This window comes from Stenotrophomonas africana (assembly GCF_013004645.1).
In the GTDB taxonomy this organism is placed as follows: Bacteria; Pseudomonadota; Gammaproteobacteria; order Xanthomonadales; family Xanthomonadaceae; genus Stenotrophomonas; species Stenotrophomonas africana.
This window is the reverse complement of the sequence record NZ_JABEME010000008.1, coordinates 193,526-219,046: the sequence shown is the minus strand read 5'-3', so window position 1 is coordinate 219,046 and position 25,521 is coordinate 193,526. Positions and strand designations below refer to the sequence as shown.

The following is a 25,521-nucleotide window of genomic DNA, read 5'->3' as shown; positions in this document are numbered from 1 at the left end:
TTTCCCCTTCCCTGACTCCCCTGTCAAGCCTGCGCAGGCCTGTCACGGGCACCTATGTCCGACTCGCCTGGTAAGGCTCGCCCAGGCCTTTGGGACAGTGCTCCCGTGGGGTGCGCATGAGGAATCGGCATGTCCACAGATCCACAATTTGGTGGCCTATCGTTTGAAGACCGTCACCAGCTTTACACCCGCATAAAGGCAAGTGAGCTCAGTATCCGACAGATCGAGAGCATGGTTGCCGGCAGCGGAACAAAGACCGTAGGCAAGGCGGCGCTAAGAAATGTTCGTGTTAGACACAACTCAATCAAGAACGGTAGTGCGCGAACAGTTGAAAGCCACACGTGCGAGCTGGTCTTTGCCTATGAGCTTGAGCTTGATCCGGAGGTGCTGGGCTACTATGTACAGGTACCATGCCGCCGCGTGCAGCGGACCACGGCATCCGGGCGCAATCACATCAGCACTGCACATGTGGATTTCCTTGTGTTTCGCAGGGACCGCGTAGAGCTAGTGGAGTGCAAGCCGATATCATGGCTGGAGAGCCAACTGGCGCTTCCGGACTCCCTCTGGGTCAAGCAGGGCGTGGTATGGACCTATTCCCCATACGCCGAATGGGCGAAGCAGCATGGCCTGGTGTTCAGAGTCTGGGTGTCGCCCACTCCTACCGGTGTGTACCTCCAAAACCTTGAAGCATGCTACGCGGTAGCCGGTGATGCACTTCTGCGGCATGAATGTACGGCAGTATCCAAGGTGACTGGGCTCATCGCCAAGCGCCCTTTTCTCCTAGCCAGCCTTCTCGCTGAGGTGCCCGGTTTCACACCGCGCCTCGCGCTTTGGATGCTGGGAAAAGCAGCGGCCTTTGGGCCATGGCGGAGTACTCCTGCGGCCAGAACTGACCGCTTCCATTTGTATGGCACGCGGGAGCAGGCCGAGGAGGCGGACGAGCTACTTCTTGGGGCCATTGTCAAAGCTCAGTCGCAACCAGTTGTGGACGATCCATTGCTGGTCGCAACCGCTACCGACCTCCAGCGAGCACACCAACGTCTAGGTAGGCTTGCGCTGATTGAGGCCGGAAGTCTGCCTCAAACACGACGGATGGGAGCCCTGCAGCGACAGGTTCGAAAGGCCGTTGCCGAAGGAAGATCCGCGCTTTCTGCGTGTCTTACCAAATATGCCTTTAGCGGGAACCGAGCATCGCGCCTGCTTCCGGAGCACGAGCAAGCCATAGAGACTGTCATCGCGCTGCACTGGAACACAGGGAGAGTACATAGACCGAAGGACTTGCTTTATGTGTTTGAAGAGGAGTGCCTTCGGTTGGGGGTTGAGCCTTGCGGTAGAGCTCGACTGGATGCCAGACGAAGAAGCGAGAGCCCAACACGTCATGCGCTATCCACGGGTGGCTTTCGGGCCTACCACGCTTCGCGTACACGTACCGACCCTCGCAATCGCTCCCTGCCTCCGATCGGATATGGCCACACACTTCACGTGGACTCCTCGGATCTAGACGTTCGCTGCGCGCCGAATCTGATTCACTACTTCCCAGCAAGCAAAGCAAAGTTCTATATAGGGATTGACGGAGCGACGGGCTATCCGATGGCCCATGCATTGGTATTTGGCTCAGCCAGAACTGACGCCTTGGCATTGCTCATGCGTGAGTACGTCAAAAGACAGGGCTTCCTACCCAAGCTGATCCATCTGGATCGAGGGCCGGAGAACACCTCCCGCTGGCTACAGGACTTCTGCCATGGCGAGATCAGTCTAAGGTTTTCCCCAACGGCTGGTAGTGCCTGGAATGGCATTGCCGAGAACGCCATCAAGCAGGTCAACGAACAAGTAGCACAGCGATTCCCAGGAAGCACGCGCCCCGACCAGATGGGGCGCAAGGTGGACGGCAAGTTCAAGAGCCGAAACAATGCCAGAACGGACTTTGTCCGCGTACACGAAGAGTTCCTGAACTTCGTCTATCACGACCTTCCTATGACGCCGGGGCCAGATGATACAACGCCATCCGAGAATAGGCTTGAGGCGCTTGCAGCCTACGGCGCTGTCGGAACGCAATGCGAATGGGGCGATGAGTTCCTAATCAGAACTTCGATCAAGGTGCAAACTAGAAAGCGAATTGATCGACAGCGCGGCGTACGCACCGCTGATGGTTGGTTCACCAGCGATGAGCTCCTAGGGGCACTGCGAACAGAGAATGCCAGCGAGATTCGCAGCGATTGCTGTGATCCGAATGTGATCTACGTGAAGGTTCGTGGAGCCTGGTTCAAGGCATTCCACAACAGGGTACAGAGCGATGCGTTGTTGTCGGATCAGGAACGACTGTTCCACTTACTCTGGTCACCCGCGCTGCGTTCACAATCGGCAAGAAGGAAAGAGGAAGTCGCCCGTGCTCGCTATTCGCGCCGAGTGCAAGCCCAGGCGGCAAGGCCCGCAACAGAGCACCTTGCCCCCGAAACGATGACCAGCACCAATGAGAGTCTTGATATTGAAACAGTGCCACCGACGATCGCACAGGACATCGTCCCGTTCGACGAACGGGAGGATTACTGATGAAGATGGTTCAGCACCCAGCCTACGAGGGCCCGCGCAAGCGCTTGCGAATGGCGCTTGACCAGCATCGTCCTGGGCATATGGTGTTCATTATTGGACCATCCGGTGTGGGCAAGACAACGATGAGGCGCTCGGTGATGCAGGAGATGTTTGGAAGGCCTGCATGCTGGGGACTTGGGCGGATACCCTTGGTCGAAACATTCGCCACACTTCCTCACGGCGCGTACTTCAGTTCCCGTCAGCTCGCTGTCTCTATTCTTCAGGAGCTGCACGCGCCAACGTTGGCATGGCTACTGGATGGAAGCTATCTCGGGGAGGACGCCAAATTGGAAATTCGACGCGAGCTTGCCACTGCAGCATCGGAGTGGGAGTCCTTAGCGCGAACAAGACAGACGGAAGGCGAGTATTGGGGAATGGTGCAGCGAAGCTTAAGAGCGCGTGGTTGCAAGTATGTATCAATCGATCAGGTCACAGCGCTACTGGTCAACCACAGGGACAAGTCGCCGGCTGATCACACCCTCCATCTGATGGCGATAGCTGAAGCCACAGGCGTGATGTTCGTCATGACTGGCGTTCACAAAGCCACGCAATTGTGGTCGATCAACTCCGAGTTGCGACGCCGCGTTACAACCGTTTGGGTACCTCCATACAGTGATAAGCGTCGGGACGACAAACTGCCATTCCTTCGCCTGCTCAAGTCATTGTCCGCCCGCTACGAGCTTTCGCAGGATGATCTCCTAATCCGGATGGCCAACGATATCCTCGCCGCTACCGGCGGTGTATTCGCTGAGGTGGTTGAATTGCTGGGGCGGGCCGAGATTGCCGCGAAGCAAGAGGGATGCAACAGAATTCTCAAGCGACACATTGAGATCTCCTACTACGGAAGTGAGGATCTTCGAAACCTATGGCGGGACATCGACGCCTTCGAGATGAGCATGGTTGCCGGCAATGTCACTGAACGATCAGAACACGTGAAGGCGCGCTGGGGATCCCCAACCTGAGGTAAGGCAAATAGTGAGCACTGACTCGAGTAAGTTCCGTTGGAGCATCCTGCCTCCACTCGCTCTCATGGGCCTGGGGACAGGGCTGGTGGAGTCAGCCGAGCATTATGTTGCGAGGCTTGCATGGACAGTGGGGGTGACTGTTCGGGCCCTGTGTCCCCCTATTCGCTCCGCAGGAGGAATCCTGCAGCGCGCCCAGGCCATGGGAGCCAGCGGGTTCTGCGGCCCTGGAAGGCAATTCAAGCGTCGAGTCGAGCACCTTGAGCGGTTAGCTGGCGTCGAACACATACGGCACGGCACGTTCTGGGTTGTCGATGACCTGTTGGCGGTGACCGGCGTGGGGCGCGACACCAAGCGGCAACGTTGGTGCCCACAATGCTTCTTGGAGTGGGATGAAGAACACTCCTACGAGCCCCTAATTTGGATGGTTGATGTGCAACAGAGCTGCCCGGTCCATCGTTGCGCTTTGGAAGCAGCTTGTCGGGCCTGCAGTTCCTTCCAGCCGACTGGGCGAGACTATCGACGGCGCCGCCATTGCTACCGCTGTGGTCAAGGCTTAGCGGGGCTAGGAAAGTTGGCTGCCCTACCTAGTCACCACATATGGGCCGAACATGCGCTTGCCGGATTGATCGCGCTTTGCGCGACTCCAGGACAGCCGCAAATACCGTACGAGCAGTACGAGCGCTTCGTACGCGGTCTCATTGAGATAAGTCTTGACCAACCGAACCAGCCGGCTACGCTTCGCGCGGCGATGGCACGCTTGCGCTCCAATGCTATACGTGGACGGGTCACTCTTAGAACGCTAGTGAATCTATCCGCGCTGCAGGGGATCACGATTCCGCAGATGCTACTTGATCCTGTCGCAGCTGCTTCGCGTCCCCTGATTGACCTGTGGTCAGGGTATCAGGCTCTGGAGTTCCCTGGCGGGAGGCATGGCACCAAGGTCGTGGCGTTTAGGCAGTGCATACGCGAGATACTGAGCAAATGCGGAGAGCGGTACGTGCCTCCGATGAGATTCGTCTTAAGGAGCATGAAGATCAACAGAGATTTTGCCCGCGAGATGTGCGTAGACGTCTACGAAGACTACGAGGCCGCGTACCAACGTCAGGGGGGGTATCAATCACGACTGCATCGAGATCGCGCCTTTGTACTCGCCTTGCGTATGATTGGGCAGAACAATCAGAGCCCTTTCGCACCCTGCGACGCCCGAAAAGTTGCCAGACATGCCGCGAAAGCCGCGCGGGTGTCGTTGGCAGACGCAGAGGCAGCAACTAGGTCGGCTATTCACAGTTCGCGGGCCCTGGAACGAGCAAAAGGCGCGATGCTGTGCTCGACCAGAGATTACTCGAGTAGTCGAGCCAGCCGCCAAAAGACCTAAGCTTTGAGCCCAATGGTTTGCAACGGGACCACGTCCACCCATTCGTGGCTACTTAGCGCGTAGACGGCTCCTCGGCATTTGCCGCAAACTAGCTCAGTACTTCCCGTGGCTCCGCCAGCGGGAACTCGTCGGCAAGGGATGCACGGTGGGCGCGAGAAATTATCAACCTTCAGCATGGAGAGCATCGGAAATGAGTAACCAATTCAAGTCCGTGGAAGAGGAGTGCGGTCCAGCGGGCGAAGAAGAGGAATGTGCGATGTGCGGTGGAACCGGCGGCTGGCCTCGCCTCGGCGAGTGGGAGATGTGCAAGCCATGCAACGGTAGCGGGAACAACCCTGCGCATCGATCCGGGCAAGGCGAGCGCAAGGAACTACACTGACCGGGCATACCCCGGGGTAGAGTTTGTGCGTTCTGACAGGCTTATGAAGGTGGCACACCAAGAAGATGTCCCCCGGATTCGTCACGGCGGACTCAGAACGATGGCGGTCCCAAAATTTCGGGAACAACGGCTCACGCCAAGTCTCATCCGGACTTCGACGCCTGAGTCTGGGCGCGCATGAACCGCGCCAGCTCATCCGGTTAGACAGATTGACATGCCGCACCTATCAGGGAGCAGGCCCTGTCTTGGATACCAATTCGGCGCGTATACGCATCAATACCAGATCGCGCAACTTCCCAACGCGCTGTCCATCAATGGCCGCTGCGTAGAGGTCGTCATCACGCTGTGAAATGGGGAGGCCTTCCAGACGGAGTGAGGCGGTGGCCTCAATGAGTGCGTGTCGGCACTGAGCTGTGTTGGACATGGATTACTCCGAGCCTGATAGTGAATTATAGCGCCTGGCTAGCTCGTCGCACGTCTGATCTGGCGCACAGCAGGCGCAGCCTTGACAGTGCGACAGTTGACCTATGGAGGCTGGGCTTAGAAAGGGATGCCAAGTGAGTGCCGCGTAAGTAGCCCCACGAGCGGCTTGAGAAGCTGGTCCAGCACGCTTTACAGCAGTGCTCGTGTTCAAACTAGCCTCACGACAGACTCAACGGATGTGCTTGGCGTAGCTGCGGATATACAGCATCGGAACTGTCCCCAGATCCTGCAACCTGGCCATGAACTCCAATAGGATTCGCGTAAGCAGTCTGATGCCAGGCGCAAGGCGAAGCTCAAAGAGCGGCAAAGAAGGGTGGAGGCGGCTGCTGCTCGGTCGTCCGGCGTGAATTCAAATGTCGCAGCGTTCTTCAAGGCCTACGATTCAGAGCCGAACGTCATTGCAGAGCTTCTGGATGAGTCCGGGGGGCTCTCGCTCACGTTGAGGGAAGCGCAAACGGCGAGAACTGGACGATAGTGGTGATGGGCGAAGCTACGGCAGGGACAGATGACCAATTCCTTGCTCTTGGTCTGCTACTCGGGATGGCGATAGATGATCGAGCTGCGGAGGGTGAGTCCTTCATTCAGTTTTCGCCTTGGCTGGTTGAGCAGGTCGAAGAGAGTTGCGATTCCATAGGGGCCGATCCTGATCAATTCCTTCGCTCGCTGCTGCCCTTAGACAAGCGGGACGCAGCATTGCCGCCTGTGCGAATACTCTGATTCCGCCCTTTAGAGGCGGTCGGCGGCACTGGCGGTCGGGGTCCACATACCCAGTCGGCGCCCCATAGCGGCATCGAAGACTCCCTTCTCAAGATTGACGACGCAAAGGCTTCCTTGCTCGTGCGAGGGCAAACCGGATACGAAAGGGCGGAGGTTGGGCACAGTCAGCCGCCAAAGCCCTGCAAGTGTTAGTGGCGCCGCCTCCCCTTAGGGGAAGGTCGCCCGTTCGAATCGGGCCGGGGGCACCATAGATCAATGACTTAGATTTATCTCTCTCAGCGTTATCTGCTTTAACACGTCCTTGAACTGGGCCTTATTGGCACAGATGGCAAAGCCCGAGTTTCGGGCTGCTGTACGCGCTGAGGGGCGCATCCATACGCACTTCGCCAGCCCTGTCACTCTCCCTAGGGTTCCTCGGTGTCTGTGAAGGCAGCGGTCAGTCGCAGAACGCTGCCAAGGTAGTCGTCTGCGTTGAATGTGAGGCGCGGATATGTGCCCCTTGCTTCGTGTTCTAGTCCACGAACGAACAAGGATGCGTAGGCAAGGAAGCCGATACCTCGGGTTGCCGAATTGTTGTTCATCCATCTCCGGGTTGCGGCCTTGAATTCTTCGGCGTCGGTATCTGGTTTGATGCCGAGAAATGCGTTTAAGGCACCGATCGTACTAAGGGACGCCTTGTTACTGGCCCTGAGGATGTCGGGTAATCCAGGGCCGGTGTTAGAAATTAGCTTCATGTATTCGCCAGGCGCAGCAAACCGCAAACACGATATGTAGCAGTCGACAAACGGAAATCGAACAGAGCTTTTCGGGAAGCTTCTGACGAAAGCCATTAGCAGCGTGTGGGCCTGCAGGGAGTCACGAAGCTGCATTTCAAAGTGAGATGCGATATGTCCAAAGTAGATGCTGTACTCGGCGCGCTCCAGCTCCTCGGGGGTGTTGTCGTAAAACTGTTCGTAACCCTCCGGATCGCGAAGCTCCAACAGCCTTTTGCGAATAGCCGAGGCATCCCTGGCTGGGTCGGTGCCGGGAAAACTTTGGAAAATCTGATAGGCGTGGTCCTTAAGGCTAGGTCTAGGAAGATTGAATTCGAAGTCAAAGAACTTCCTCAGGTAAAGCTCTCCATCGACCTGGTCGCCATAGACTGTCTTGACCGCCTGCGGCAAGTTTTGATGGTCTGTGGCGATAAGGAAGCAGATTCCAGATACGTTGAAGAAATGCTTTACTCTCTCCAGAAATTTAATGGCAAAATCAGGGCGGCATCTGTCTAGCTCATCGACAATTATCACTATTGGTGATTCGTCGTCTGATTCTAACGAGGCCTTTAATTTTTCACGAGCTTCGGAGAGGCTTGACCTAAATTTTTCCTCGGCTGTTTTTCTTGATTTATCCCACTCCAAAAAATTATTCGCGAGGTCTGGAAGATTTGAGGCTAGCTGGACTACTTGTGAGCCGCCAGGCATCGCCAGGCCCGCTATCGCAGACAGCACCGGGAGCGCAATTTTGCCTGCGGATCCAGCGAGCCCTGTAATGACTGAGTCAACGACGGTAGAGACTCGGTTCTCGGTAGACGCCAGTCGATCCGTAAGCGCGCTGGTCATGGCAAGTAGAGGATCGTCGAGGTAGTCACTTTGCCACGCGTCAATTCGCACAACGGGAATCTTGTGGAACCGTTCCAGGTGGTAGCCTAGTCTTTTAAGGAAAACAGACTTTCCCGTTCCCCACCCGCCTTTTAGAGAAATGACAAATGGGGAATCGCCGAGGCCAGAGATCAGGTTGGCAAGAATCTTGCCCTCGGCTTCCCGCGATAGAGGATCTCTGTCCCATGGTTCTGATTCCGAGACTATGGGGTCTAGCTCTTTTCCTAGTGACATTGAAAATCATTCCTCTCTAGCACTGTAAGCCCGATTTCTTTGGAGCTGCCGCTAGAACTCTAGTCTAGAAACGGCGCGATCGTCTCCCTCTGGAGACAGATGCGCATACGACCGTGCCTATCACGGGAAGCGGTGGCTTGTCGGAGTGGAGCAGTTGCAGAACCTGCGTCCATTTCTGCAGCACTTCTCTGATGCAGATATCGTCATCCTTCATCCGCGTGCGAGAAGAGCGGATGCAGTTGATGACGACCTTCGTGGAGCGCATGCGTGCGCTCGGCAGAGAGACCATCCACTTGCAAGGACCGCCACGTGGAGCTGTACCGCCACATGGGCTATGCCTACATCAAGCCGTCCGACTTCGACCATGGCGGTATGGCCTGGCATGAGATGGTGATGGTGCTTCGGGGAACCAGCGCTTAGTTTTTGCGCTTGCTGTGCCTCGGCGTGTCTGCTCCTGGCCCCAGGGCGTCATGCAACCCATAGCCGCCGTTCACGGTTACGTCCAACATTGCCCCGAACTTCATTGCTACTCAAAACCGGGTGCACGTCGGGTGGCAGGTCGGCCTACGATGCCGGCCCCTCTTCGTCAGCCTCCTCGTCGTCAACAACACCATCTGCCTCCCCGGCAACGAACCCGCACATCTCCATGAACATCCAGGCGCGCATCCAGTTGTTCACCTCGTCGACTTTCAGGGTGCTAGCGTCTTCGTCGCTTCCGCCCGCCTTGCGGATGTACAACGCTTGTAGGGAGGACACGTACGCCTCGCGGAAGATGCCGGTCGGGCGAAAGCCAAAGTTGTGCGTGAAGACCACTTCTTGAAGCTCGTGAACCATAGCCTCCCATAGAGGCACCTCGCGCTCGCATTCGGTTCCGTGCGCCAGGCAATCGTCAATAGCGCGCTTGGCGAGGCGCAGCAGCCGACCATCGAATGCGTACCGCGGGCTCTCCATGAAAATGTCGCGATGCTGTTCGTCCATCTGCTCGAGCATCGGGACTGAGCGCTCGGGATCGGCGACCAGGAACGGGTTGACGGCACACACAATCAGGCTATTGCGGTAGTACCGAGGGAGCTCTTTCCAGGGCTTGCGGACGAACACGAATCCGTGCAGCTGCTCGGCCTCCATTAACTGCGCGGCATACGTACTCAGGGCGCCCAACGCCTCGCGGGAGTAATCGTTGAGGTTTCCCTCATCCTCCTCACTGTCGTACCAGCCTTTTAGGTCGTGGAACGAGGCGACAACGCAGCCCATCGCCTGGTGCGATAGCAGCCTATTTGCGAAGTAGCGGAAATCCTCATCTGTCGGGACATAGAGCTCCAGCTTCAAGCTTTCAAGCGTCTGCTCCGAAAAGATTGGGCGGTAAGCGATGACGTCCCGATTGGAGATGAGCAGGTCATACAGGTACGCATGGCGAGTAATTTTCGCCCCCATGGGCGCCACCAAAACGTTGGTGATGTCTGCCGGCCCCGAAAGCGCAAACATTTGGGCGATGTAGTTGCTATAGGCTAGTAACTCAGAGAACGCGTTCCGTTCGGATGAACTGCCGACCTTGAGCTCAAGTACGAAAATGCCGTCTTCGTGGTAACCCAACAAGTCGAGCTGCATCGGCTTGGTACTGTCCGTGGGCAGGTCGACTTTGCTACCGACGAACGTTCCGTAGCGAACGCTATTGTGGATGCGATCAATGCGCTGCAAAGCGCGCTGCTTGATGATGCGCCACAGCTCGAAGCTGCCCTCCTCATCTTCTACTTCGGGCAGTAAGGCGCGGCCTTCCAAGGCTTGAGTCAGCTCGGTCGAGTCCATCACGACCGTTTCCATGCCCATCGCCAACAACTGCTCGTGTACTTGTTCTTCAGAAAAGGGGATGGCCACTCAATCGCTCCCGTTGTGGTTCGCTGATGATGACATCATCGAATGCATCCATGGCACCGCCGAGCGGCTGACGACATCCGACGCTCGCTGGCGCAGCGGCGGATCAACACGGCATTCGATGTCTCCTTTTGGCCGGAAGCGGACATTCGAGCATTGCCACACCAGGTCGAAATCGGACAACCTCGCCTAAAGAGGCTCGACGGTTTCGGCCAAGCACGGCATATGCCTTGTAGCCATTGTAATCAATAGGTTGGCCGACCGACTGCGCAGCCGGACATGGTGCGGTCACGGCGCGGCTGAGCTAATATTGTGACCCGATGCACGGATTGCATTTTTCTGGGAGAGACACATGGTCAGTGCTGTAGAGCCGCGTTGGCATGGCGATAGCTACCAGTCCCGTTTTTTCTGGACCCACGCCGCGTTGCTGCTGGATCCCCAGCAACCCCACGTAGTTGAGGTTGCCTTCGAGGCGGATGGCCCCAAGGCCTTTGACGATGTCGTCGTCCGGTACAACCCTGGTCGCTCACGGCGCTCCGGGCCGGGCTACGTCACCGCCGACTATCATCAGATTAAATGGCATGCCAACAAAGCCGGCCGGTTCGGGTTTGCCGACCTGACCAACCCCAAGTTCATCAATGCCGCCAAACACTCGATTCTGGAGCGGCTGCGCGATGCCCAAAAGGTGGCCGGCGAAGGTGCAGCGTTTCACTTGGTGACCACCGATCGCATCGTGGATGGAGATCCCTTGGGCAAGTTAGTGGGCGGCCACGACAGTTCGTTACGACTGCAGGTGCTCAAGGAAGGAAAGACCGACAACAGCGAAATGGGAAGGGTACGCAAATGCTGGCGCGAGCATCTAGGCTTGAGCAGCGATGAGGAGCTCTATGCGATCTTGGACCGGTTCCACATCCAAGATAGTCAGCCTGACTTGGAAAAAATGCGTCGTGAGGTCAGTACCCAGTTTCGTCTGGTGGGCTTGGCCGGTCATGAGAACGAAACGGTATTTCTCTACGATGATGCCGCCAAACAGCTGGTAAGTAAGAAGATCAATTGCTTCGACCGAGCTGGCTTTCATCAGTGGTGCACGGACGAAAAGTGGTATCTGGTTCGCAAGCCTAAACCGCGCCGAAGTGTGGCCATCGCAACCTATAGCCCACGGCCGACCCCGCTGCACATGGCAGACGCCGAGCCGGACAACACCCTGAACTTGGCTGACCGATTTACCGGTCGGTGGCTAAAAGATGGACACAGCTGGGACGAGGTACAGGGGCAGGTACGCCTCTTCCTCAATGCCAAACTGGCGCAGGCCCCTTCCATGCGCCTGTTCTTGGAGACGCATTCATCCATTGCCTATCTCGCCGGAGCGGCGCTACGTTTCAAGGAGGGCGCCGATGTTGAGGTTGTTCAGCGCGGTGACAAAAACCCCGGGATCGTGTGGGATGCCCAAGACGGTACCGCAGGGCCGGAGCCGCTGATTGAGGTGCAGACACTGGGGGATGGGGGCGACATCGCGGTCGCTGTAGGTCTGAGCCAGAACGTGGGCCAGAAGGTGGGGCACTTCGTCGCGGATCACCTACCTCAGGTCGGCATGCTGATCGGCGTATCGCTGGTTGACGGTGCTGGCCCCATGACCATTGCCGGCGGGCAGCATGCTGCGGCAATTGCTCAGCACATTGCCGAGTTGGTTAAAGATACCCGCAAGCCGGGCAACACGACGCACCTTTTCCTCGCCACCCCCAACGCTTTTGCTTTCCTGCTGGGCCAACACACCGACGCGATCGGCCGCTGCATTCCTTATGAGTACGACATGGCTGGCCAGATCGACGGAAGCTACCACCCCACCTTTACCACTTAAGGGCATCGACATGGAACTTCGTCCCCAGTTTGCTGAATTTCTGCAGGACATCCGCCCCAGCGAGAGAAACCGCGAGGAATGGAAGCGTGGCTCGAATACGCTTCGCACCCGCCTGATGGCTGACGCCGAGTTGTCGCCGATGATTGCGGCCACCTTCCTGCAGGGTAGCGTACGCCGGTCTACGGCCGTACGACCGACCGGCGGCAAGCGCTCGGATGTGGATGTGGTGATCGTCACGACCATTGACTACAACCGGGAAACTCCACGGGTGGCGATGAAGCGATTTGAACCCTTCTTGGAGCGGCACTACCAAGGGAAGTGGGCCCAGCAGGATCGTTCGTTCGGGATCGAAATGTCCTACGTCGACCTGGACCTAGTGGTGACTGCGCTGCCGGCAGAGCCGGCCACTCGCGCCGCACTGGAATCGTTGTATCGCAGCCAGGCAGTACAGTTGGATGAGTCCCTGGAAGAGCGCAGCGACTGGGTGCTAAACAAGGGATGGGATCCGCAGCGTGCGAACGGAGGCTTGGTCAGCCTCACTGAAGAAGCGTCTACCTGGCGCGATGAGCCGCTGATGCTGCCTGACCGTCCGGTGCAGAAATGGGGACCTACCCATCCGCTGGCGCAGATCCAGTGGGCGGCAGCTAAGAACCGCAACTGCAATGGTCATTTCATCAACGTGGTGCGGTCCATCAAGTGGTGGCGACATGAGCATGCCGACACGCTGCCCAAGTACCCCAAAGGCTATCCGCTCGAGCACATGATCGGTGCGGTCTTGCCCGATCACATCCAGAGTGTGGCGGAAGGAGTCACCTTGGCGCTGGAGGGGATTCGTGACACTTGGGCCGCCTATGCTGCGGCGGGCGTCGTTCCATTTCTTGCCGATCACGGCGTGCCCTCCCATAACGTCTTGCAACGTCTGGGGGCGGAAGATTTCCGCGCCTTCATGGCCAAGGCAGGTGAAGCGGCCGATCTTGCCCGTCGCGCACTGAACGAGACCGACAAGGATGTTAGCGGCGCACTGTGGCGAGAGCTGCTGGGCAATAGCTTCCCCCCGCCTGGCCCCGGTGGCGGTGATCGTGGGCGCGGGTTCGCCGCACCGGCCGCCCCTGCCGTGCCGCGGCAGTCTGGGCGGTTTGCCTGACTCATGCTCACCCGCTCCAAACTGGAGACAGCCGTTGCCGGCTTTCCCTATGACACTCGTCTTCAAGTACTAGGACCATGGCAGCAATGGTCCGAGGATCAGTGGTCGCTTCCGCTGGAGGCGCAGCTTTGCTGCGCTCCAATCAAACATCTACCGGAGTGGACCAGGTGGCATTTGGTGGTGTCTGGATCGGCGATCGACCCAGCCATTGGGATCTATCCCGACGTAAACGGCGGCATTCGGGTCACTTTCCCTCACCAAGACCTCAATGTGGAGGTCGCCGAGGGCCGGCCGTGGCGGCTGGGCAAGCCTTGTCTGGTTAGGCCCGCCTCGGCGTTTCAGCGAGCTGGATGGGCAGGGGAGCCCGAGGAGCTGTCGCTGCGGCTGCGTTGGCATGTCGGTCGGTTGTTGGAGTGGATCCAAGCAGCCGGGCAGGATACCTTGCTGATCGCAGGCGATGCGCTGGAGCTGCCTACGCAGTTCGCGACGCCGCCGAGGACGATGCTGGGGTTTTCCGAATCCGCCCACGAATTGAAGTGGCTTGACAGCCTGTCGCACCCTTGGGGCTTTGCCACGCTCACGCCGGTCCCGGGAGCGTTCGATACCGCCGTTGTCAGCGGCTTCATGGACCAGCGCTTGCGGTCCCTACGGGAGACTTCGTGGTCCGAGGCGATCGTCCATCGCGATCTGGTGCCAGACGCAGTCTGGATCGGATTGCCTTCCTTGATCTTGGTAGAGCCTTGGCAAGCTCCCACGACGTGGGGCCAGCTCGCCCAGCTGTGCGCGCACGCCGGGCTTGATCTTCCTTCCATCCTCGCCGAGGCCGGCGCGGTACTGCGGCGTACGCAACGCCCCAAGCGCCCGATGCCCGTCACTCTATTGCTCGGCTTCCCGTTATCCGAACTCGTCGGTGGGCCACTGCAGCGTCTACACTGGTTGGCAGTGCGAAACATGCAGTTGTGCGGCAGGTACGAGGTCCGAAATGGTTTCCGGGCGACGTTGGCTGCCCGAGCGCAATGGGATCGAGAAGCGGCAGGTGCTGACAGGCCCCTGAAGTGGCGACGCACCGCAAACTGGGCACCGGACCAGCTGCGTAAGCGTGGCCAGGCAGAGCAGGCAGTTCGCTCAAAATCCATCCTCGTTTTGGGGGTGGGCACCCTTGGTGCGGCTGTTGCCGAAAACTTGCTCCGAATGGGGATGACCCGGATGGCGCTGCTGGATGAGGATACTTTGGCGGTCGGCAACCTCAGCCGCCACCTACTGACCCTCTCCGATGTTGGGCAATCCAAAGCCCAGCGCATGGCCAAGCGCCTCAATGCGGCGATGCCCGATGCGCAAGTGACGGCGATGAATTTTTCATTCCCCCCGCTCAACGCTGAAGACGCCAGAGCACTGTCCAGCTGGGATGTCGTCGTGGATTGCACCGCATCCGATGCCGTACTAAAGGCGATGGAGGTTTTTGACTGGGGCGTGGACCGGACCTTCGTAAGTCTAGCAATGACCTGGCAGGCGCGAGGGCTGTTTGCTTACGCCGCTACTGGTGCCAGCTTCCCGGCAGCTGAAGTACTAGCGCGCTTTTTGGCGGCAGCCCCCCCTGGTGATCTGGAAGACGTTGGTGAAATGGAGGGCATCGGGTGCTGGCATCCGGTCTTTCCTGCAACTGCAGACGATGTCAACCTGTGGGCTGCAGTCGGCACCAAGTTCGTGACGCGTTCAATCGTGGATCGAAAGACGGTGGCGGCGTTGTACAAACAGCATGAGGACGGAAGCGTTGAACGCACCGACGCTTGAGCCGCATGAATTCATCGCCACCGGAGAGGAAGGTACCTCGGTGTGGATCGGGCCTGCGGCCATTGAGGTCATGATTACGGCAGCCTCAGCGGCCGGCAGGAAGGAGACCGGCGGGATACTCGTTGGCCGCTATGGACCTATGGGATGGGTCGCAGATGTTCTGGAGGCCACGCCCAAGCCCAAGGGGTCGCTGGCAGGCTGGGCATGGTTTCAACGCTCCAACCACGGGCTGGCAGAGCTTTTGCGTCAGCGTTGGGAGGCTGGCCTGCATTACCTCGGAGAGTGGCACTACCACCCTCATGCGTCGCCTACGCCAAGTCTTTCGGATCTGCGCGCCATGCAGGCGATCACAAGAGATGAATCCTACCGCTGTCCTTCGCCACTGCTGGTGATCCTTGGCGGATCCTGCGCGGACTGGCAACTCTCGGTTACGTTGTTCAGAAACGGTGCCACCACGGCACTGGTCAATGCGGCAGGCACCTTGCCTGCGGGGTGGAGAAAATGAACGGTCAAGCACTTGTTTGAAAAAAGGGATAACTTGCGGATGTGCTTGCTCATGAATGCGTATTTCACCCTTACCTTGGCAAAGTACGCACCCGCTTTCTTTTTGAATGCCGGGTAAGTCGGCCTGTACTCAGCTCTACAGAGTGTGGGTCCGCCTCCCGTTTTTCGGGGATCACAGCCCCAGCCCCAGCGGGGTGCGATAGCCATACCGTTCAGCATAGTTCGCACTTAGCCAATTCATCATAGTTGGTGCGTTCGGCACAGATTTTGCCAAACCGTCCACTTTCCTGACGGAAAGGGATCCGACCCCGGATCCGCGTTTTGCACTACATTGGTGCAATGTCCGACCCCGCTCCCCCGCCGTCCCTCGATGCCCTGGGCACGCCGCTGGCCTGGGCCGGGGCCGATGGCTGCATCGCCGGCTGCAATCCGGCCTTCGCCCGCTGGCTGGGCGTCAGCGTCCGGCGCCTGCTGGGGCGGCCGCTTGCCGCACTGGAAGTGCAGGGCGAGGCACTGGCCCATTTTCTGGCCCGCGATGAGCGCGACAGCCTGCGCCTGAACCGGCTGGCACTGGCGGTGCCCGGCGAGGCGCCGCGCTTCGCCGAGGGCTGGATGAGCCGCCGCGACGATGGTGGCTGGTTGCTGGAGGCGCATCCGGTCGACGAATTCCCCGGGCTGGACCCGACCCAGGCCCTGCCCAGCGCGCTCAGCGCGGCGCTGAAGGGCTTGGCCCACGAGCTGCGCAACCCGCTGGCCGGGCTGAAGGGCGCGGCGCAGCTGCTGGCCCGCCGCGCGGCCCAGCGCGATGCCAGCGAACGTGAGCTGATCGAGCTGATCGGCTCGGAGATCGAGCGCCTCAACGGCCTGCTCGACCAGCTGCTGTCGCCGGCCCCGGCCGCGCCGCATGCCGAACTGAACATCCATGCCGCACTGGAGCGCGTGCTGCGCCTGGCCGAGAGCGAAGCTGGCTGGGCGGTGCGCCTGCAGCGCGACTACGACCCCAGCATTCCCGAGTTCCATGGCGACGCCGACCGCCTCACCCAGGCGGTCTGGAACCTGGTGCGCAACGCGATCCAGGCCGGCGCCGGCAACATCACCCTGCGTACCCGCGTGGAGCATGGCGTGCGCATCGCCGAGCAGCTGCACACGCTGGCGTTGCGCCTGGAAATCGCCGATGACGGCCGTGGCGTGCCGGAGGAACTGGCCGAGCATCTGTTCCTGCCCTTGGTGAGTGGCCGTGCCGAAGGCACGGGTCTGGGCCTGGCGCTGGCCCAGCAGGTGGCGCGCGAACATCGCGGCACGCTGACCTACCGCTCGCGACCGGGCCATACCGTGTTCACCCTGCTGCTGCCGATCGTCAGCGGCGCCGCCCCAGCCGAGGAGGCCCCGCGCGATGTCTGAGTCTTCTTCGTCCCCGCAGCGCATCTGGGTGGTCGACGACGATCGTGCCGTGCGCTTCGTGCTGTGCACCGCACTGCGCGAGGCGGGCTATCAGGTCGTCGATTTCGACAGCGCCGCCCCCGCCCTGCAGGCGTTGAGCGAAGGCCCGCCGCCGGCGCTGCTGTTCACCGATGTGCGCATGCCCGGCGACGATGGCCTGGTGCTGCTGGACAAGCTCAAGGCCGCGCTGCCGCAGCTGCCGGTGGTGGTGATGTCGGCCTACACCGATGTGGCCAGCACGGCCGGCGCGTTCCGCGGTGGCGCGCATGAATTCCTGTCCAAGCCGTTCGATCTGGACGATGCCGTGGCGCTGGCGCAGCGAGTGCTGCCGGCCGTTGCACCGGCACTGGCGGCGCCCACACCGGCGGCGGAAGCGCATGGTGACCAGCCGCCGCAACTGGTGGGCGATACCCCGCCGATGCGCGCGCTGTTCCGTGCCATCGGCCGCCTGGCGCAGGCACCGCTGGCGGTGCTGATCACCGGCGAGACCGGCACCGGCAAGGAGCTGGTGGCCAATGCGCTGCATCGCGAATCGCCGCGCGCGCAGGGGCCGTTCGTCGCGCTCAATACCGCCGCGATTCCCGCCGAACTGCTGGAAAGCGAGTTATTCGGTCATGAGGCCGGCGCCTTCACCGGCGCGCAGCGCCGCCATATCGGCCGCTTCGAGCAGGCCAATGGCGGCACGTTGTTCCTCGATGAGATCGGCGACATGCCGTTGCCGCTGCAGACCCGCCTGCTGCGCGTGCTGGCGCAGGGCGAGTTCTTCCGCGTCGGTGGCCGCGAACTGATCCGCGTCGACGTGCGCGTGGTCGCCGCCACCCACCAGGATCTGGAAGGCCTGGTGGCGCAGGGGAAGTTCCGTGCCGACCTGCTGCACCGCCTGGACGTGGTGCGGTTGCAGCTGCCGCCGCTGCGCGAGCGCCGCGAGGACATCGCGCAACTGGCCAGCACGTTCCTGGCCGCCGCCGCGCGCAAGCTGGATACGCCGCCGAAGCGCCTGACCGCTGCCGCACTGCAGGCACTGCGCGAGCACGACTGGCCGGGCAACGTGCGCGAGCTGGAAAACGTGTGCTGGCGGATGGCCGCGTTGGCCGCCGCCGACACCATCGGCGTGGCCGACGTCGATACCGCGCTCAACCGTACACGCGGTCGTCGCAGCAGCACCACCAGCGCCGATCCGGGGCAGTGGGAAGCGCTGCTGGCCGAATGGGCACGCCGTCAGCTGGCCGAAGGCGTGGACGGGCTGCACGCGCAGGTGCGCGAGCGGGTCGACCATGCGCTGCTGGAGGCCGCGCTGCAGATCACCCATGGCCGCCGTGCCGAAGCCGCGGCCCGCCTCGGCCTGGGCCGCAATACCCTTACCCGCAAGCTGGGCGCCGGGCGCCGCCGCGGGGCCCATTGAACGGTCCCTGCACGCGATCCTCGCGCCCGCTTGCCGAACTGTTGATCGTTCATGGACGATGCAACGCTTAGTGTCATCTGCAAGGAGTCTTTGATGCGTCTGTCCTTTGCCATCCTGCCGTTGTCCGCCGCCGTGCTGCTGTCCGCCTGCGGCAGCGTGCCGAAAAAGACCGAACCTACTCCGCCGCCGCCGACCGTGGTCAGCGCAGCGAAGCAGGGCGAGGCCAATCTTGCGCCGGCCTCGGCCAGCATTGTCAGTGGCCGCATCGCACTGATGGTGGAGCCCGGTGGCATCCACATCACCGGCCTGATCGGTGGCCTGCAGCCGATGCAGCAGGCCGGTTTCCACATCCACGAGCGCGGCGACTGCAGCGCAGTGGATGCCAGCAGTGCCGGCAACCACTTCAACCCCGGTGGCGCTGCGCATGGCCGCGCCGGCACCGGCAAGCATCACCTGGGCGACATGGACAATCTGCGTGCCGATGCCCAGGGCCGCGCCAACGTCGATATCCACCTCAAGGGCGTTACCCTTGGCGGAGGCGCCGCCACCGATATCGCCGGACGTGCACTGGTCGTGCATGCCAACGCCGACGACTATCGCAGCCAGCCCGCCGGCAATGCCGGCGTCCGCATCGCCTGCGGCGTGATCCGGGTCGTCCGCTGATCACCGCAGGCTTCATCCAGGGAGAGATTCCAATGCGTCTGATCCACACTTCGCTGTTTGCGGCCATCGCCGCGCTGGGCCTGGCGGCCTGCGGCCAGCAGCCGGCCGCGCCGCAGGCTGAAACCCCGCCGGCCGCTCCGGCCGAGGGCGCCACCACCGAACCGGCTGCAACGCCGGCCCCGGCGGCTGCGCCGGCCGGCGACACCTCGGCCACCGCAGAACTGGCACCGACCCAGGGCAACGAGACCAAGGGCAGCGTCACCTTCAAGGTGGTTGACGGCAAGGTCCACGTGACCGGCCAGATCAGTGGCCTGAAGCCGGGCAGCGAACACGGCTTCCACATCCACGAGAAGGGCGACTGCAGCGCGCCGGATGGCATGAGTGCCGGCGGCCACTTCAACCCCGGCAAGCAGGATCACGGCAACGTCGCCACCGATCCGCACCACGGCGGCGACATGCCCAACATCAAGGCCGACGACAAGGGCGTGGCCACCATCGACGGCCCGGTGTCGAGCAACGTCAACATCGGCAAGGGTGATGACTTCGACATCATCGGCCGTGGCCTGATCGTCCACGCCGATGCGGATGACTACAAGACCCAGCCGACCGGCAACGCCGGCGCGCGCCTGGCGTGTGCGGTGATCCAGAAGGCCCCGTAAGAACGCTTTTGCTGGAAACGGAAAACGCCGGCGCAAGCCGGCGTTTTTCTTTGCATCGCTTCCTGTAGAGCCGAGCCCATGCTCGGCTGCTCTTCGGTGGACCTGAGCCGAGCATGGGCTCGGCGCTACAGCAATACGCACGGCGGTCGCGCCCCGGCGAAACGCAATTGCACGGTAGCGCCGGGCCATGCCCGGCGGTGCGCATCCGCAGATCAGCGCGCCAGCAGCTCGCGCGCGTCCTGCCCGGCTTCGCAGTGCACGAACAACACCGGCACGCCATGTGCTTCCAGCACGGCGGCCATCTGCCGCTGGCGCATCAGGAACTGCTCGTAGATGCCCTTCAGGCGGTCGCAGTCGTTCTTGCTGTGGTCGTAGTGCGCGCACCAGCCGGCCGGGTCGAACAACGCCATGCGCGCCTCGCCATGCGTGTAGCGCAGCAGCGGCTCGGGCGCGGCGTTGAGCCATTCGTCTTCGCCCGGCGCCATGATCGCGGTCTCGATCAGCGGCCACAGCGCAGCCAGGCCCTGGTTGTCGTACTGCATCGACATCATCGCGGCCAGGTCGTTCACGGTGAAATAGCGCGCGTGCTCGATGCGCGCACCAAAGGTGTTCTGCGCCATCAACGCGGTGTCGGCATGGGCCATGCCGTTGGCCAGCAGCGTGTCTTCCAGCGCCTCGGCCACCGCATGGGTGGTGGCCACGTCGCTGCCGGTCAGCAGGAACGGCACCACGCGCAGGCCACCGCCCACCAGGCCGGCATCGGCCTGGAACGGCAGCGGTACATCACCGTTGGCATCGGTACCGAACGCCAGCAGGCGCGGCCCCTGGTTGCGGCCCGGCGCACGCATCTGCAGTTCTTCCAGGCGGCGGTGGATCGGCCAGCCCGGGCGCAGTACTTCGGCCGGGTCGAAATGCGCGGCGGCGAACACCAGGTCCAGCTCGGCCACCTGCGGCACCAGCTTGGACAGGTCACGGCCGACGCGTTCGGCCAGTTCACCGGCCTGTTCAGCGCTGAGCACCGCCTGGCGGGGGATTTCACCGCCGGCCAGTTCCAGGGCCAGCACGCCAAGGGCATTCATCGCGGGGTCGGGTTTGCTCATGGTTCCACGGTTGGCCCATCACAGGGCGGCAGCTACACTTGGCTCCATTATGCCTGCTCCGCCGTGCAGGCCATGTTGCAGACACCCTCATCCATGCCAGGTATCTCCATGCCCAACGCTCGTCCCGTCGCCATCCTCGGTGGCGTCCGCATTCCGTTCTGCCGCCAGAACACCGCGTATTCGGATGTCGGCAACCTCGGCATGTCGGTCCGTACGCTGGGGGCGCTGGTCGAACGTTTCGGCCTGCACGGCCAGCAGCTGGGTGAAGTGGCGATGGGTGCGGTGATCAAGCACTCCAGCGACTGGAACCTGGGCCGCGAAGCCACGCTGTCTTCCGGCCTGTCGCCGCTGACCCCCGGCATCACCCTGCAGCGCGCCTGCGGCACTTCGCTGGACAGCATCATCACCGTTGCCAACAAGATCGCGCTGGGCCAGATCGAATCGGGCATCGGCGGTGGTTCGGATACCACCTCCGACGTGCCGATCGTCTACGGCAAGAAGCTGCGCGCGCGCCTGCTGGCCGCCAACCGTGCCAAGAGCGCCGGCGACAAGATCCGTGCACTCACCTCCGGCTTCAAGTTCTCCGAGCTCAAGCCCGAGTTCCCGGGCGTGGCCGAGCCGCGCACCGGCAAGAGCATGGGCGACCACTGCGAAGACATGGCCAAGGAGTGGAACATCTCGCGCGACTCGCAGGACGAGTGGGCGGTGTCGTCGCACAAGAAGCTGGCCGCGGCCTATGAGCGCGGTTTCTTCAACGACCTGATCGCACCGTTCCGTGGCGTCGAGCGCGACAACATCCTGCGTCCGGATACCTCGCTGGAGAAACTGGCGACGCTGAAGCCGGCGTTCGACAAGGTCTCCGGCCGTGGCACCCTGACCGCTGCCAACTCCACCCCGCTGACCGACGGCGCCGCCGCCGTGCTGCTGGCCAGCGAAGAGTGGGCGCGCGCCCACGGCCATGAGCCGCAGGCCTACCTGCGCGATGCGCATGTCTCTGCGGTGGACTTCGTGCATGGCGAAGGCCTGCTGATGGCGCCGACCGTGGCTGTGCCGGAAATGCTCAAGCGCAACGGCCTGACCCTCCAGGACTTCGACATCTACGAGATCCACGAGGCCTTCGCTGCACAGGTGCTGTGCACCCTGCGTGCGTGGGAGAGCGAGGACTACTGCCGCAACCGCCTGGGTCTGGATGCACCGATGGGCCGCATCGACCCGGACAAGATCAACCTGCTGGGTTCATCGCTGGCCACCGGCCACCCGTTCGCCGCCACCGGCGCCCGCGTGATCGCGACCGCAGCCAAGCAGCTGGCCGAACGCGGCGGTGGCCGCGCGCTGGTGTCGATCTGCACCGCCGGTGGCATGGGCGTGGTGGCGATCGTCGAACGCTGAGCATCACGGTAGTGCCGGCCGCTGGCCGGCCGCGCTGGTACGAAAACGCCGCCCGATGGGCGGCGTTTTTTCTTGCTCCGGAGGGTGCCGACCGTTGGTCGGCACGCTTCACGGCAGCCGCGGGTTGCCGAACTCGTCGCGCTCTTCGTTGGCGTCATACACCGGCGGCTGCACCGCGATCGGCTGCTCTTCCACCGTGGCACGCAGCGGAGTCTCGGTGCCACGCACCAGTTCCACGCTGTCCTCGCCGCGCTGCAGTCGCAGTGCATTGGCCAGGCACTGCGCGGCCAGCGCGTGCTCGCCACGCTGCGCGAACAGCTCACCCAGTGCCTCCCACGCCGGGGCACCGGCGCCCGCGGCGATGGCCTCGTGCAGGAATGCATCGGCAGCGTCCCACTGCTGCTGGGCCAGGGCCACGCGGCCCTGTGCCAGGCGCAGCGCGGCCGAGTCGTCATGCACGTTGCGCCAGCGCGCCAGGTTGCTCTGGCGGGTGGCAAGGCGCTCGGCGGGAAGGCGACCATACAGCGCCACCAGTTCGTCGTCCCAGCGATGGTCCAGCGCTTGCTCCAGCGCCAGCAGCGCGGGCTCGTCCCAGTTCAGTGCCACCGCGCGGCTGGCATAGGCGCCAACCACGTCCGGGGTGGGGCGCAGCGCCTTGGGCGTGGCTTCCCACTGCGCAGCCAGCGCATTGACGTCGGCCGCTTCCAGCAGCGCCTGTGCCGCCAGGCGTGCTTCCAGCTCGCTGTTCGCGTCGGCCGGCAGCACCTTGCTCTGGCGCAGTGCACCCAGCTGGCCATACGCCTCGTGGGCGCGACCGGCCTGTGCCAGCGCTTCGGTACGCAGCCACAGACCACGCGGCGGCAGCGGCTGGATCGCCGCCACATCCAACGCGTTGATCGCATCCACCGGCAGATCGCGCGCCAGCAGCTGTTCGGCGCGCAGCAGCGCCTGCAGGGTGGCATCGCTCTCGCCCAGACGCTGCAGCAGCGCCTCGCTGGCGGGGCCATCGGCACGCGCCTGTGCACTGCGCACGGCGTTGGCCAGCGCCACCGCGCTCACTTCCGGATCCTTGGCGGCGCCGTCCAGCAGCTTCTCGGCACGCTGCCACTGGCCGTGCTCATAGGCCTGCAGGCCGTCGATCAGGCGCACCCGGCCCTGCTTGCGGCGGTAGCGGCCCCAGGCGCGGAACGGTGCAGCGATCAGGCTCCACAGCAGCCACAGCACCAGCACCGCGATCACCGACAGCAGCGCCACCTTCGGCAGGTTGCTGTGGTAGTCGTAGCCGCCGTAGCGCAGGGTCACTTCGCCGAAGCGGTTGAGGTCATCGGCGCCGAGCCATTGCGCGGCAACCACGCCGATGGCCACGGCCAGCAACAGCACGACCAGGGATTGCAAGGGTTTCATGGGGGATTACCTCCGGTCGGTCTGGGTACGCAGCTGCTGCAGGGTGCTGCCAAGAACAGCGTTGCTGGCCTGCAGCGGAAGCTCGCGCAAGGCCTTCAGTTCAGCACGTTGCGCGCGCAGGGCTGGTGAATCCGGCCAACGCCGCTGTGCCCAATGCTCCACGCGGTCCAATGCGGTATTGCGGCCCGTGCGGTCGCCGCGCTCGATTGCGGCACGTGCCAATGTCAGTTCCAGCTGCAGCGCATCGTCGGCATTGCGCTGCTCGGCGGCAGTCAGCGGGCCGTTCTGGCGGCTCGGGGTGATGTCCACGAACGGCGCCAGCGTGGCCTGCCACCACGGCTTGGCGGTGCTGCTGCCGGTCGTGCCGGTGATCTGCGAGGGCAGGCCCTGCAGCGCGCGGGCCACGGCATCCAGCCGCTGCAGTGACTGCACACGCGGGCCGGTACCCAGCGCATCCAGCGCATCGCGTTCCTGTACCAGTGCCTGGCGCAGATTCAGGCCTTCGCTGTCGGGCAGATCGGCCAGTGCGGTGGCGGCCTGTGCATACAGGCGGCGCGCGCCCTCCACGTCATCCGCGTAATTCAGGCGCTGCGCCGCCTGGGTCAACAGCAGTTCGGCCTCATCGCGCTGTACCGCCTGGCGGCCCTGGTTGGCGCTGTCGGCCAGCTTGGCCAGGTTCTCTTCCAGCAGTGCACTGCGCTGCGAGAGGCCCAGCATCTCGTCGCGCAGAACGCGGTTGGTGGTCGCCGCATCCTGCAGGCGCTGGCTGGTCGCGCGCTGGTCTCGGCGCAATGCGTCCAGCGTCGCCTCCAGGCCCTGCAGCTGCACGGCCATGGTCTGTGCCTGCGCGTGCTGTTCTTCCCGTTGCTGCTGCCAGACGTACCAGCCGGCATAGCCGCCCACGCCAAGCACGACCACCCCGGCCAGCGGCAGCAGCCAGCGCACGGGTCGATGGGGTGAAGCAGTGGGCGGAGTGTCGTTCATCGGGCTTCCTTGTCGGCTGTGTCGCCAGTCGGTTCCGGCAGGCCGCGTTGTGCACAGCATCACTGTTGCCGACCACAGCGGCAAGCGTGACCCACGTCCCTGTTCAGGTCGCTGCCGGGACGGTGAGCGTGGCGTGTGCAGCCGCCACCAGCTGCGCGGTGGTGGGGCCGGCGGCGCGCACGATGTGTTGCAGGCCCAGTGCCCGCGCCTGTTCGCCGAGGCGATCACTGGCTACGACTGCGGTTGCGTGTGCCTGCAGGCGCTGCTGCAATGCGGCGGGAAGCTGCTGCCAGAAATGCTGCAGCGCTTCGCCACTGCTCACCGCCAGCACCCACGGCTGCGCTGAATGCGGCAATCGAGCCAACGTGCGGGGCGGCAGGCGCAGCAATCGGCGCTGGTAGACGTCGGCGCGTTCGATCGTGGCACCCGCCGCCTGCAGTTGCGCAGCGATCAGGCCACGCCCGCCGGGCGCGGTCACCAGGCCGATGCACAGGCCCTGTACGTCGGCCAGCACCGGCATCGCGAGCAGCCCCTCGCTGTCCATCCGCTGCGGTGCATGCACCTCGCCGACGCCCAGCGCCTGCAGCGCACGCGCGGTGCCTTCGCCCACGGTCAGCCACGGGCTGCGTTGCGCCTCGGCCAGCGGCAGCAGGGACGCGGCTGCGGCAACGGCGGCCGGGCTGGTGAACACCACCCGATCGCAGTTCAGCGCGCGTTGCAGCTGGCGCACCACTGGCGTGCCCTTCAGGCGCTGCAGGCGCCACGGCGAAAGGGCCAGCACATGCCCGCCCAGCCCAGCAACGGCGCGGCGCAGCGCCACATGCTGGCCCTGCGGGCGCAGTGAAACCAGGGTCCAGCCCGCGTCGGAACCGGCGGCGCCAGTGGGTATCGTATGGTCGGCCATTGCCTGCATTATGCGGGCCCTTCGTTGTCTG

18 protein-coding genes are annotated in these 25,521 nt (G+C 62.5%); 12 read left to right on the top strand and 6 right to left on the bottom strand.

The annotated features are described in order from the left end of the window. Window positions 1-129: 129 nt before the first annotated feature. From HLA98_RS15315 to HLA98_RS21475, 3 genes are all read left to right on the top strand, one after another. Window positions 130-2,550 (top strand): integrase catalytic domain-containing protein, encoded by a 2,421-nt coding sequence (locus HLA98_RS15315; RefSeq protein WP_080392918.1) that lies wholly within the window; start codon window positions 130-132, stop codon window positions 2,548-2,550. Beyond that, complete coding sequence (locus tag HLA98_RS15310) at window positions 2,550-3,551, top strand: AAA family ATPase (RefSeq protein ID WP_057501331.1); 1,002 nt, start codon at window positions 2,550-2,552, stop codon at window positions 3,549-3,551. Before HLA98_RS15315 ends, HLA98_RS15310 begins: the two co-directional genes overlap by 1 nt. Window positions 3,552-3,618: 67 nt before the next feature. Then, a complete protein-coding gene (locus tag HLA98_RS21475) occupies window positions 3,619-4,929 on the top strand; it encodes a TniQ family protein (RefSeq protein WP_080392917.1) in 1,311 nt (436 codons plus the stop codon). Between the two features lie 1,983 nt (window positions 4,930-6,912). Here the strand turns inward: HLA98_RS21475 and HLA98_RS15300 are convergent. Both HLA98_RS15300 and HLA98_RS15295 read right to left on the bottom strand, forming a co-directional pair. Next, entirely contained in the window at window positions 6,913-8,379 is a 1,467-nt protein-coding gene (locus HLA98_RS15300; protein ID WP_080392915.1) for a KAP family P-loop NTPase fold protein, read from the bottom strand. A gap of 564 nt (window positions 8,380-8,943) precedes the next feature. Then, window positions 8,944-10,251, bottom strand: coding sequence for a hypothetical protein (locus tag HLA98_RS15295; RefSeq protein ID WP_197718330.1), 1,308 nt, complete (start codon window positions 10,249-10,251; stop codon window positions 8,944-8,946). A 349-nt stretch (window positions 10,252-10,600) separates the two neighbouring features. On the opposite strand from HLA98_RS15295, the gene HLA98_RS15290 reads away from it, so the two are divergent. The 8 genes from HLA98_RS15290 (at window position 10,601) to HLA98_RS15255 (ending at window position 19,709) form a co-directional block, all read left to right on the top strand. Then, a complete protein-coding gene (locus HLA98_RS15290) occupies window positions 10,601-12,106 on the top strand; it encodes an SAVED domain-containing protein (RefSeq protein WP_057501328.1) in 1,506 nt (501 codons plus the stop codon). 10 nt (window positions 12,107-12,116) lie between these two features. Further along, window positions 12,117-13,250, top strand: coding sequence for an SMODS domain-containing nucleotidyltransferase (locus tag HLA98_RS15285; RefSeq protein ID WP_057501327.1), 1,134 nt, complete (start codon window positions 12,117-12,119; stop codon window positions 13,248-13,250). A gap of 3 nt (window positions 13,251-13,253) precedes the next feature. Beyond that, complete coding sequence (locus HLA98_RS15280; RefSeq protein WP_080392914.1) at window positions 13,254-15,041, top strand: ThiF family adenylyltransferase; 1,788 nt, start codon at window positions 13,254-13,256, stop codon at window positions 15,039-15,041. Next, complete coding sequence (locus HLA98_RS15275) at window positions 15,022-15,546, top strand: Mov34/MPN/PAD-1 family protein (protein ID WP_160320757.1); 525 nt, start codon at window positions 15,022-15,024, stop codon at window positions 15,544-15,546. Before HLA98_RS15280 ends, HLA98_RS15275 begins: the two co-directional genes overlap by 20 nt. A gap of 338 nt (window positions 15,547-15,884) precedes the next feature. Further along, complete coding sequence (locus HLA98_RS15270) at window positions 15,885-16,946, top strand: two-component system sensor histidine kinase NtrB (protein WP_005411862.1); 1,062 nt, start codon at window positions 15,885-15,887, stop codon at window positions 16,944-16,946. Next, window positions 16,939-18,387 carry a nitrogen regulation protein NR(I) gene (gene ntrC, locus HLA98_RS15265; RefSeq protein WP_049446109.1) on the top strand — a complete coding sequence of 483 codons (1,449 nt, stop codon included), beginning with the start codon at window positions 16,939-16,941 and terminating at the stop codon, window positions 18,385-18,387. Before HLA98_RS15270 ends, ntrC begins: the two co-directional genes overlap by 8 nt. Before the next feature lie 93 nt (window positions 18,388-18,480). After that, window positions 18,481-19,050, top strand: a complete 570-nt coding sequence (locus HLA98_RS15260) for a superoxide dismutase family protein (protein ID WP_057501325.1) — start codon at window positions 18,481-18,483, stop codon at window positions 19,048-19,050. A gap of 32 nt (window positions 19,051-19,082) precedes the next feature. Next, entirely contained in the window at window positions 19,083-19,709 is a 627-nt protein-coding gene (locus tag HLA98_RS15255; RefSeq protein WP_057501324.1) for a superoxide dismutase family protein, read from the top strand. A gap of 212 nt (window positions 19,710-19,921) precedes the next feature. Here HLA98_RS15255 and HLA98_RS15250 read toward each other — a convergent pair whose 3' ends face one another. Further along, entirely contained in the window at window positions 19,922-20,809 is an 888-nt protein-coding gene (locus tag HLA98_RS15250; protein WP_049446113.1) for a hypothetical protein, read from the bottom strand. A 93-nt stretch (window positions 20,810-20,902) separates the two neighbouring features. Here HLA98_RS15250 and HLA98_RS15245 point away from each other — a divergent pair, with 93 nt between their 5' ends. Next, window positions 20,903-22,198 (top strand): acetyl-CoA C-acetyltransferase, encoded by a 1,296-nt coding sequence (locus HLA98_RS15245; protein WP_129550595.1) that lies wholly within the window; start codon window positions 20,903-20,905, stop codon window positions 22,196-22,198. Window positions 22,199-22,306: 108 nt separating this feature from the next. Here HLA98_RS15245 and HLA98_RS15240 read toward each other — a convergent pair whose 3' ends face one another. From HLA98_RS15240 to HLA98_RS15230, 3 genes are all read right to left on the bottom strand, one after another. Next, window positions 22,307-23,602: a heme biosynthesis HemY N-terminal domain-containing protein gene (locus tag HLA98_RS15240; RefSeq protein WP_049446115.1), complete on the bottom strand. Its 1,296-nt coding sequence runs from the start codon at window positions 23,600-23,602 to the stop codon at window positions 22,307-22,309. A 6-nt stretch (window positions 23,603-23,608) separates the two neighbouring features. Beyond that, window positions 23,609-24,586 (bottom strand): uroporphyrinogen-III C-methyltransferase, encoded by a 978-nt coding sequence (locus HLA98_RS15235; RefSeq protein WP_057501322.1) that lies wholly within the window; start codon window positions 24,584-24,586, stop codon window positions 23,609-23,611. Window positions 24,587-24,689: 103 nt separating this feature from the next. After that, entirely contained in the window at window positions 24,690-25,499 is an 810-nt protein-coding gene (locus HLA98_RS15230) for a uroporphyrinogen-III synthase (protein WP_049446118.1), read from the bottom strand. Between the last annotated feature and the right edge of the window lie 22 nt (window positions 25,500-25,521).

Bases quoted from the DNA above. Each gene is read 5' to 3' on its own strand.
- HLA98_RS15315 (WP_080392918.1), top strand. From the start codon at position 130: ATGTCCACAGATCCACAATTTGGTGGCCTATCGTTTGAAGACCGTCAC.
- HLA98_RS15310 (WP_057501331.1), top strand. From the start codon at position 2,550: ATGAAGATGGTTCAGCACCCAGCCTACGAGGGCCCGCGCAAGCGCTTG.
- HLA98_RS21475 (WP_080392917.1), top strand. From the start codon at position 3,619: ATGGGCCTGGGGACAGGGCTGGTGGAGTCAGCCGAGCATTATGTTGCG.
- HLA98_RS15300 (WP_080392915.1), bottom strand. From the start codon at position 8,379: ATGTCACTAGGAAAAGAGCTAGACCCCATAGTCTCGGAATCAGAACCA.
- HLA98_RS15290 (WP_057501328.1), top strand. From the start codon at position 10,601: ATGGTCAGTGCTGTAGAGCCGCGTTGGCATGGCGATAGCTACCAGTCC.
- HLA98_RS15285 (WP_057501327.1), top strand. From the start codon at position 12,117: ATGGAACTTCGTCCCCAGTTTGCTGAATTTCTGCAGGACATCCGCCCC.
- HLA98_RS15280 (WP_080392914.1), top strand. From the start codon at position 13,254: ATGCTCACCCGCTCCAAACTGGAGACAGCCGTTGCCGGCTTTCCCTAT.
- HLA98_RS15270 (WP_005411862.1), top strand. From the start codon at position 15,885: ATGTCCGACCCCGCTCCCCCGCCGTCCCTCGATGCCCTGGGCACGCCG.
- ntrC (WP_049446109.1), top strand. From the start codon at position 16,939: ATGTCTGAGTCTTCTTCGTCCCCGCAGCGCATCTGGGTGGTCGACGAC.
- HLA98_RS15260 (WP_057501325.1), top strand. From the start codon at position 18,481: ATGCGTCTGTCCTTTGCCATCCTGCCGTTGTCCGCCGCCGTGCTGCTG.
- HLA98_RS15255 (WP_057501324.1), top strand. From the start codon at position 19,083: ATGCGTCTGATCCACACTTCGCTGTTTGCGGCCATCGCCGCGCTGGGC.
- HLA98_RS15250 (WP_049446113.1), bottom strand. From the start codon at position 20,809: ATGAGCAAACCCGACCCCGCGATGAATGCCCTTGGCGTGCTGGCCCTG.
- HLA98_RS15245 (WP_129550595.1), top strand. From the start codon at position 20,903: ATGCCAGGTATCTCCATGCCCAACGCTCGTCCCGTCGCCATCCTCGGT.
- HLA98_RS15240 (WP_049446115.1), bottom strand. From the start codon at position 23,602: ATGAAACCCTTGCAATCCCTGGTCGTGCTGTTGCTGGCCGTGGCCATC.
- HLA98_RS15235 (WP_057501322.1), bottom strand. From the start codon at position 24,586: ATGAACGACACTCCGCCCACTGCTTCACCCCATCGACCCGTGCGCTGG.
- HLA98_RS15230 (WP_049446118.1), bottom strand. From the start codon at position 25,499: ATGCAGGCAATGGCCGACCATACGATACCCACTGGCGCCGCCGGTTCC.